The following is a 9,535-nucleotide window of genomic DNA, read 5'->3' on the forward strand; positions in this document are numbered from 1 at the left end:
ATCGTGTACTTCGTGCTCCAGCGGCAGTTCGTCAGCGGCCTGACCCTGGGCGCCAACAAGGGCTGACCCGCCCGCACCCGAAAGAGACCACCGTGCACCACCCCTTCACCCCCGTCGCCGCCGTGCCGGTGGACCCCCGCAAGGCCAGGGTCCACGAGGAGGGCTGGCAGTCCTGGAGCCCCAGCGGCGCCTACGCCCTCGGCACGACGCCGTACCGCCCGACGAACGCCAACTGGGCGACCGTCTGCTACCGCCCCGGTGTCACCGTTCCCGCCGGCACGTTCCAGGGCGAGGGCCTGCTCGCGCTCGACCCCGGCGACGGCTCACCGGTCCGGCTGTGGGCGGCGGCCGAGCCGACACGCGAGGTGCCGTCGATCCGGCTCGCCGTACGGGACGGGGTGGCGGAGGTCGGCGCGAACGGCCCGGTGAAGGAGTGGACGGGCCCGGACATCCAGTCGGTACTGGGCGAGTGGGCCGATGGCCTCGGACTCGACGCCCCTCGCCCGGCACCGACCGTCTGGTGCTCCTGGTACGAGTACTTCACGGCCGTCACCGAAGACGACATCCACGAGAACCTCCGCGCGATGGACACCCTCGACCTGCCCGTCGACGTCGTCCAGATCGACGACGGCTACCAGCGGGCCCTCGGCGACTGGCTCACCCTCTCCGGCCGCTTCCGCTCCCGCGCCGGGATCGCCGAGAAGATCCGCTCCCGCGGCCGCCGCGCCGGCATCTGGACGGCCCCGTTCCTCGTCGACCCGGCGAGCGACCTGGCCGCCGAGCACCCCGACTGGCTGGTCCGCGACACCGCCGGCGGCTTCGCGCACGCCGGCCGCAACTGGGGCCACGACCTGCGCGTCCTCGACACCACACACCCCGACGCCGCCGCGTACCTGACCGAGGTCTTCACCACCCTGCGCGCCGAGGGCTACGACTACTTCAAGGTCGACTTCCTCTACGCGGGCGCCCTCGACGGCGTACGCCACGCCGACGCCGACGCGCTCACGGCCTACCGCGCCGGCATCCGCCTGATCCGCGAGGCGATCGGGCCCGAGTCGTACCTCCTGGGCTGCGGGGCGCCCCTCCTGCCCTCGATCGGCCTGTTCGACGCGATGCGCGTCAGCCCCGACACGGCCCCGCACCGCCGCCCCGAGGCCGACGACTACTCCCAGCCGGGCCAGGACCCCGCCGAGTTCACCGGCGCCGCCCGCCAGTGGCAGCACGGCCGTCTCTGGACCAACGACCCCGACTGCCTGATGGCCCGCCCGGCCGTCGAGACCCGCGAACAGTGGGCGGCCCACGTGGAGTCCACCGGCGGACTGATGGCCTCCAGCGACCGCCTGCTCTCCCTGGACCCGTGGGGCGTGGAGACCACGCGCCGCCTCCTCACGAAGGACGCCCGCTGACCCCGCGGGCCCCTGAGCCCACCCCTCGTCCGCCGGTGGCCGCTTGTAGCATCTGAGGAGGGCCGCACGAGGGGGACGCGTGATCGAACTGGCCGACATGATCCGTGAGTTGCGCGAGCAGCTGACCACCGCGCTGACGGACGGCGACGGCAGGATGCTGCGCTTCGAAATGGGCCCCGTGGAGATCGAGGCGTCCGTCGCCGTCACGCGCGAGGCCGGCGGGGACGCCAAGGTGCGGCTGTGGGTGGTCGACGCGGGGGCCAACGGCAAGTTCAGCCGGGCCGAGACCCAGCGGGTCACGCTGACGCTCACGCCGAAGGTGGTGCCGCCGGGCGGCGGCCGGGCGGAGACCGCGATGATCACGGGTGACGAGGTTGACGGCGAACGCTGACCGCGGGCTGCGGCCCGCACAGGCCGCGGAGATCATCGTCGCACTGCCCGACGGCGGCCGCCGGGGCTCGGGTTACCTCCTGGCGCCGGGCCGCGTGCTCACGGCCGCGCATGTCGTCCGGGGCGCGGCGGACGTCCGCGTGCGCTTCGAAGCGGACCGGCCGGCGGAGCGGGTCGTCGGGGCGACGGTGGCGTGGGCGCACGACGGCATCGACATCGCCGTACTGACGCTCCCGGAGGACCTGTCCGACGACGTACCGCCCGTCCTGTTCGGCGGAGACGACGTACCACCTGTCCTGTTCGGCGGAGTCGGCGAGCAGGACGCGGTGCTCGGCTGTTCGGCGATGGGCTTCCCCCGTTTCAAGCTCCGCGCGGACGCCGCCGGCGGGCGCTTCCGGGACGTCGAGCACATGGACGCGACGTGCGCGGTGCTCGCCAACCGGCGCGAAGGCACCCTGGACCTGAGGGTCGCGGCGCCGCCCGCCGAGGACCCGGACCCCGAACGGGATGCCTGGGAGGGGATGTCGGGAGCGGCCGTCTTCAGCGGCGGGCACCTGGTCGGTGTGGTGAGCCGCCACCACCGCAGGGAGGGCGCCGGACGGGTCGCGGCCGGGCGCGCGGACCGGTGGGCCGTAGCGCTGACCCCGGCGGAACGCGCCGGACTGGAGACCCTGCTGGGCCAGGACCTCACGACGCTGCCCTGCGCGGTGCCCGCAGGCGCCCCCGGCCCCGTCCAGGAGGCCTACCGGGCCCAACTCGCCGACCTCGCACCGGAACGGCTGGAGGAACGGGAAGCGGAGCTTGCCGACCTCGTCTCCTTCTGCGGCGGCTCCGAGGCCTACCTGTGGGTGCAGGGACCGCCGTGGGCCGGGAAGACGGCCCTGGCCGCGTGGTTCGCCCTGCGTCCGCCCCGCGGGGTCGTCCCCGTCTGGTTCTTCGTCACCGCACGCGACGCGAGCCAGTCCGACGGCGACGCCTACACCGTGGCGGTCATCGACCAGCTCGCCGCCATCGCCGGCCGCGCACCGGCCGCGACCGGGTCACCGACCGCCCGCGACGGCGAACGCCGGCTCCTGCTGCGCCAAGCCGCCGAGCGCGTGGCGCGGGACGGCGGCACCCTGCTCCTCGTCGTGGACGGCCTGGACGAGGACCAGTCCGCCTCGCCCGGCGGCAGCGGCGCGAGCATCGCCTCACTCCTGCCCGAGCGCCTGCCGCCGAACGTCCGCGTCCTGGTGACCAGTCGGACCTACCCGGGCCTCCCGGACGACGTCAGGGGCGGTCACCCGCTGCGCGGTTGCCGCGTGCTGGAACTCGCCGCCACGGAAGCGGCCCGGCACACCGAGCACGAAGCCAAGTTCGATCTGCACCGCGCGCTCACCGGCGACCGCCTGCAGCGTGACCTGGTCGGCCTCCTCACCGCGGCGCGCGGCACACTCACCGTCCCCGACCTGCGTGAACTCACCGGCGAGCAGACCTTCGAACTGCGCCGCCGACTGGACAGCGCGTTCGGACGCATCCTGCGGCTGCGGGGCGACGTCGCGGGCGGGAGCAGCGGCCCCGAGGGCTACGGCGACGATCTGAGCCTGTACACGTCCACGCGCGGTTACCTCTTCGCCCACGAGACCCTCCTCACCACCGCCCAGGACGAACTCGGCCCGGATCTGTGCACCTACCTGGACCGGCTGCACGCCTGGGCGACGTCGTACGAGCGCCGGTGCTGGCCGGAGGGCACGCCGCTGTACCTGCTCCAGCCGTACGGCCGCCTCCTCGCGTTCCTCCGGGACGCGGACCGGGCCACCGCCCTCGCCGTGGACATCCGGCGGCGTGACCGGTTGCGGGAGGCGACGGGGAGCGACGGCGCCTGCCTCGGGGAGATCGCGGCGGCCCGCGAGACCGTCCGCCGGGTCGACCCCGACAACCTGGCGGCACTCGCCGCGCTCGCGGTGGCGGGGGGCCTGGTGGCGCAGCGCAACGCGGGTCTGCACCCCGACATCCCCGTGGTCCACGCGCGGCTGGGGCGGATCCGGCGTGCCATCGGACTGGCCCGCACCGTCGGCGCGCCCGCGGACCGGGCGCGGGCCCTGACCGGCGTGGCCCACGTGCTGGCGGAGGCGGGCGACCGGCGGGCGGTGGGGCTGGCGACGGAAGCGGTGGGGCTGACCGAGCGGGGGACGCCGCACGGCGTGGCGGCACGAGCGGCCCTGGCCAGCGCGCTGTCATCGGCCGGCAGGGCGGACGACGCGCTGCGTCTGGTCCGTGAACTGCCTCGGCCGCAGGACGGTGAGGACACCGAGCGTTTCACGGAGGCGCTGGTGAGGATCGCCGCCGCGCTCCAGGCCCCGGCGCACGCGGCCGGCGTACTGGAGCTGGCGGAGCGGGTCGCCGCCCAGGCGCACCCGCCGTCCACGCGCGTCCGGGCGCTGACGGCGGTCGCCGAGGCCTGGTCGCGCATCGGCCGCGTCGACGAGGAGACACGTCTCGTCGCGTCCGTCACCGCACTGGCCCTGCGGCACGCCACGACTCCGGGGAACCTCCCCGCCGTCGCCGCGGAGGCCCTGCGCGAGACCCGCCCGCGCGAGGCCGCGCTCATGACCTCCCTGGCCACGGCATGGCTGGAGAGCCATGGGGAACCGCGCGACGTGGAGACGCTCCGTGGCGCGGTGCGAGGACTGCTGCTCACGAACCGGGTGGCGGAGGCGGGGCGGCTCGTGGACACCGCACTGGAAACGCTGCCTCGCCTGAGGCCCCGGGAGTGGGGCGAGTTCAGGCAGCTGCTGGCCGTGGGGTGGGCGCGGGCCGGGCAGGTGACGCGAGCCCTGAGGGCCGCGGCGGACAACCACTGGAACCGTGACCGCCTCGCCGGGCCCATCGCCGAGCTCCTGCTGAAGGCCGGTGCCGCCGACGAACTGGAGGACCTGCTCGTCCACCGGGCGGCCTCGCTGGAGTGGCCGCAGACCGAGCTGGCCCCCACGGTACTGGTCGCGCTCGCCGCGCACTTCGTGGCGGAGGACCGGGAACGCTCCCTGCGGCTGCTCCACGAGGCGGAGCACGGAGACCTCGCGTCGGCTCTGTCGAACACCTGGGACGACGACGAGCGCGTGGTCGCCTTCGCCGGTGCGCTCGCCGCGGCGGGCCGGCCCGCCGAAGCCGAGCGGCTCGTGGAGACGGTCGACGGGATCATGAGCCCCTGCGGGTATGCCGCGATGGCGGAGGCCCTCGCGCACGACGCGAGCCGGGCCCGGCACTTCGCCGAGCGTGCGTACGACCTGGCGTTCGACACTCCCGGTCCGCGCTTCAACCACGTCCAGATATCCGCCCTCCAGGCCCTGGCGTGCGTGGGGGCGACGCGACGAGTCGTCGAGGTCCTGGAGGATCTCCCCGCCGACAGAGCCGTGCTGACCGCGGACAACCGTGACCGGCTCAGGGTGCTTCTCGTCGAAGGGCTGTGGCCGCACGCCCCGGACCTGGCCGCGCAGTGGGTGGACGAACTGCTGGCCGACCTGCCCGGTGAAGCCGCGCTGACCGGCGCACGGCTCATCGCCGCGGCGGGACGCCACGACACCGAACAGGCCCGGCACCTCGGACGACTCGTCCTGTCCCGGATCGCGGCCCTCGACGCCCGGCAGCCGGCCGATCTCCGCCACGAGGGCGTCCTCACCGTGCTCACGGCGCTGTACGACCCGGCCGGCGCCCGCCACCGCCTCGGCACACCGGCACCGCGGTACGACGCCGGAACCGACCAGCACACGGGCACGGCGGTCGTGCTGTCCCTGGCCCACGCGGTACTCGGCGACGTCGAGGCGGCCCGGAGCATGACCGCGCGCCCGAGGGACGGGGTGGAGCGAGCGGAGGCCCGCGCCCAACTCGCCGCGTACGTCGCGGGTGTGCACGGCGCGGTGACGGTCCATCCGTTCCTCGGGGAGATCGGGGACAGCTTCACGTTCCTGCGCCGCCTGGCCGTCCGCCTCCTGCCACCCCCGGGCGGCCCGGACCTCCCGCGCGCACGGGCCCTCCTGGCGGACGCCCTCACCCCGGACGGCTGGTACATGGCGGCCCAGGTCCTCGCCGAGATCGACCCGGACGCCGTCCTCCGCGCCAAGGACGTCGTCTTCGCGCACCTGGGTCTCGGCGACGGAGAACCGGCCCCGGACCCGGACCCGGCCCCGCGGGGCGCGGCACTCCCCTAGTCGTGCCGCGCCCCGTCCCCCCTTCTCGGTGGTCAGATCGCCGAGACCTCGGGCAGCGTCCCCGTCCGGGCCGCCCGCCCGTACCAGTGGGCGCTGGTCTTCGGCGTGCGCTCCAGCGTCGCGTAGTCCACGTACACCGCGCCGAAGCGCTTGCCGTAGCCGTACGCCCACTCGAAGTTGTCCAGCAGAGACCACAGGAAGTAGCCGCGGACGTCCGCGCCGTCGGTGATCGCGCGGCGGACCGCCGACAGATGGCCGTGGAGGTAGGCGACCCGCTCCGGGTCGTGCACCCGGCCGTCCGAGTCGATCTTGTCGTCGTAGGCCGCGCCGTTCTCGGTGATGTACAGCGGCAGGCCCGGGGCCTCCCGGGTGTAGCGCATGATCAGCTCGTGCAGGCCGGTCGGGTCGATCGTCCAGCCCATCTCGGTGCGGTCGCCCGGCGTCTGGTGGAAGGCCACGTCGTCCGCGGCGGGCCACGGCGAGTGGTCGCTCGACCCGTGGCCGTCGGCGCGCGGCCCCTTCGCCGCCGGATCGGCCGCCGAGACCAGCGCGGGCGTGTAGTAGTTGAGGCCCAGCGCGTCCAGCGGCTGGTTGATCAGCGCCAGGTCGCCGTCCAGGACGTGCTCCCAGTCCGTGAGGCTCGCCGTCGCCACGTACAGCGACTCCGGGTAGGCACCGTGCAGCATCGGCCCGTGGAAGACCCCGTTGGCCAGGTCGTCGATCCGGCGGGCCGCCGCCAGGTCCGCCGGGTCCTGCGAAAGCGGCCTGACCACCGCCGAGTTGAGGCTGACCGCGACCGTGTTGCGGGCCGGCATCGCCGACCGCAGCGCGGACGCGCCCAGCCCGTGCGCCAGGTTCAGGTGGTGTGCGGCCCGCAGCGAGGCCGCCGGATCCGTACGGCCCGGGGCGTGCACCCCCGAGGAATAGCCCAGGAACGCGCTGCACCACGGCTCGTTGAGCGTGATCCACTGCTCCACGCGGTCGCCCAGCGCCTCGCCGACGATCTGCGCGTACTCGGCGAACCGGTACGCCGTGTCGCGCTCCGGCCAGCCGCCCGCGTCCTCCAGCTCCTGCGGCAGGTCCCAGTGGTAGAGGGTGACGGCCGGCTTGATGCCCTTGGACAGCAGCTCGTCCACCAGCCGGCGGTAGAAGTCCAGGCCCTTCTGGACGGCCGGGCCCCGCCCGGTCGGCTGCACCCGCGACCACGAGACGGAGAAGCGGTAGGCGCCCAGGCCCAGCTCCGCCATCAGCGCCACGTCCTCGCGGTAGCGGTGGTAGTGGTCGACAGCGATGTCACCGTGGTCGCCGCCGGCCGTCTTGCCCGGCGTATGGCTGAAGGTGTCCCAGATCGACGGCGTACGGCCGTCCTCCCGCACCGCGCCCTCGATCTGGTACGCGGAGGTCGCCGCGCCCCAGAGAAAGGCGGGGGGGAAGGTCACCGGGGTGGCCGGGTTCTCGGAGTCAGGCATGGAAGCGCTCCCATTGGGGGTCGTGGAGACCGACGGGTTGAGGGGGGAGGGGGAGGGGAAGAAGGGGCCGAGGCAGCGATGGCTCGGCCCCTGGACGGGGGAGAGCGGGCGTCAGCCCTTGACGGCGCCCTGCATGATGCCGCCCACGATCTGCTTGCCGAAGATCGCGAAGACCAGCAGCAGCGGCAGCGTGCCCAGCAGCGCACCCGCCATGATCAGGGACTGGTCGGGCGTGTAGCCGCGGCCGAGACCCGCCACGGCGACCTGCACGGTCGGGTTGCCCATCTGGGTCAGCACCAGGAACGGCCACATGAAGTCGTTCCAGGTCTGCACGAACGTCAGCATGCCGAGCACGGCCATCGCGGGGCGCGCGGCCGGGAACACCACGTGCCACACCACGCGCCAGCTGCTCGCGCCGTCCACCCGGGCGGCCTCGATGATCTCGTCCGGCAGCGCCTGGATCAGGTACTGCCGCATGAAGAACACACCGAACGCGCTCACCAGCGACGGGAAGATCACCGCCTGCAACTGGTCGGTCCAGTCCAGCTTCGCGACCATCATGTACAGCGGGATCACGCTCAGCTGCGGCGGCACCATCATCGTGCCGATGACGATCAGCATCAGCGCGCCGCGGCCCCTGAACCGCAGCTTGGCGAAGGCGAAACCGGCGATCGTCGAGAGGAAGACGATGGTCAGCGAGGAGACCCCCGCCACGATCGTGGTGTTGAGGAACGCCTCGCCGAGGTTGGCGTCCTTCCAGGCGATCTCCAGCTTGTCGAACAGCCCCGAGCCGAACCAGAACGGCGGCGGCGTCTGCGCGAGGCGCTGGTTGTCACGCGAGGCGGCGATCGCCGTCCACACCAGCGGGAACAGCGAGACGATGGTGAACACGATCAGGATCGCGTACGCGATCGGGCCGCCGTGCAGCTGCCCGCCCGCCCGTGCGGACTTCGGCAGACGGGGGCGTTTGGACTTGTTCGCGGGCGCCGCACCGGGCGGCGGCGCGTCGGGGGGCGTCACAGTCGTCGTCACGGCCGGAACTCCTTAACTACTGGCGCGCAGCCGGCGCGAGATGACGTAGTTGACGATGCCGATGACGATCAGCATGAGGAACATCGTCCAGGCGATCGCCGAGGCCCGGCCCAGGTGCTGGGCGACCCAGCCCTGCTCGTACAGGTACAGGCCGAGCGTCTGGAACTGGTGCTCCGCACCACCGGAGGTGCCCTTGTTGGCGTCGAACAGCAGCGGCTCGCCGAAGATCTGGCTGGCACCGATCGTCGACACGACACAGGTGAACAGGATCGTCGGGCGCAGCGCCGGCAGCGTCACGTGGATGAACTGCTGCCAGCGGTTGGCCCCGTCCAGGGCCGCCGACTCGTACAGGTCCTGCGGGATCGCCTGCATCGCGGCGAGGTAGATCAGCGCGTTGTAGCCGGTCCAGCGCCAGATGATGATCGTCGAGACGGCGATCTGCGAGGGCCACTTGTCGTTCTGCCAGTCGACCGGGTTGATGCCGACCATGTCGAGCGTCCAGTTGATCATGCCGTAGTCACGGCCGAAGAGCAGCACGAACACCAGCGAGGCGGCGGCGATCGACGTCGCGTACGGCGCGAGCATCGCGACCCGGAAGAACGTCGAGGCCCGCAGCTTGTAGTTGAGGATGTGGGCGATGCCCATCGCCATCAGCAGCTGCGGGACGGTGGAGATGATGCCGATGGTCAGGGTGTTCTTCGCCGCGTTCCAGAAGAAGTCGTCGTCGAAGATCCGGGTGTAGTTGCGCAGCCCGACCCAGTTCATGTCGGTCGGCGCGGTCAGCTCCACCTGGTGCAGCGAGGCCCAGCCCGTGTAGAGCAGCGGGAACAGGCCGAACGCGAGGAACAGCAGGAAGAACGGGGAGACGAAGGCGTACGGGCTCCAGCGGATGTCCCGCTGCCAGCGCCGGGACAGCCGGTCCCGGCGCCGCCGCGCCTTCTCCGCGGCGGGGTCCCCGGGCGGGTCCAGCACGACCGGGTGCCCCACCTGGGCTGGCCGGTGGCACTCGTCGTCGCCGAGACCTCCGAGCAGGCCCGGGAGGCCGCCGAGA

At 73.2% G+C, this 9,535-nt stretch carries 6 protein-coding genes; 3 read left to right on the forward strand and 3 right to left on the reverse strand.

Annotated features, from left to right (window positions below):
* Positions 1–92: 92 nt before the first annotated feature.
* From ABZ948_RS39900 to ABZ948_RS39910, 3 genes are all read left to right on the forward strand, one after another.
* Positions 93–1,406 (forward strand): glycoside hydrolase family 36 protein, encoded by a 1,314-nt coding sequence (locus ABZ948_RS39900; protein ID WP_359768035.1) that lies wholly within the window; start codon positions 93–95, stop codon positions 1,404–1,406.
* A 79-nt stretch (positions 1,407–1,485) separates the two neighbouring features.
* A complete protein-coding gene (locus ABZ948_RS39905; protein WP_359768036.1) occupies positions 1,486–1,797 on the forward strand; it encodes a trypco2 family protein in 312 nt (103 codons plus the stop codon).
* Entirely contained in the window at positions 1,781–5,983 is a 4,203-nt protein-coding gene (locus ABZ948_RS39910; protein ID WP_359768037.1) for a trypsin-like peptidase domain-containing protein, read from the forward strand. The genes ABZ948_RS39905 and ABZ948_RS39910 overlap by 17 nt, the downstream gene beginning before the upstream one ends.
* Positions 5,984–6,015: 32 nt before the next feature.
* Here ABZ948_RS39910 and ABZ948_RS39915 read toward each other — a convergent pair whose 3' ends face one another.
* The 3 genes from ABZ948_RS39915 to ABZ948_RS39925 form a co-directional block, all read right to left on the reverse strand.
* Entirely contained in the window at positions 6,016–7,452 is a 1,437-nt protein-coding gene (locus tag ABZ948_RS39915; protein ID WP_359768038.1) for a GH1 family beta-glucosidase, read from the reverse strand.
* A gap of 111 nt (positions 7,453–7,563) precedes the next feature.
* A complete protein-coding gene (locus ABZ948_RS39920; RefSeq protein ID WP_435857796.1) occupies positions 7,564–8,484 on the reverse strand; it encodes a carbohydrate ABC transporter permease in 921 nt (306 codons plus the stop codon).
* Between the two features lie 12 nt (positions 8,485–8,496).
* Positions 8,497–9,471 carry a carbohydrate ABC transporter permease gene (locus tag ABZ948_RS39925; RefSeq protein WP_435857797.1) on the reverse strand — a complete coding sequence of 325 codons (975 nt, stop codon included), beginning with the start codon at positions 9,469–9,471 and terminating at the stop codon, positions 8,497–8,499.
* Positions 9,472–9,535 lie beyond the last annotated feature (64 nt).

Source organism: Streptomyces olindensis (assembly GCF_040645895.1).
Lineage (GTDB): Bacteria > Actinomycetota > Actinomycetes > Streptomycetales > Streptomycetaceae > Streptomyces > Streptomyces olindensis.

Excerpts from the sequence above, each read along its gene's own strand:
- ABZ948_RS39915 (WP_359768038.1), bottom strand. The coding sequence starts at position 7,452 with ATGCCTGACTCCGAGAACCCGGCCACCCCGGTGACCTTCCCCCCCGCC.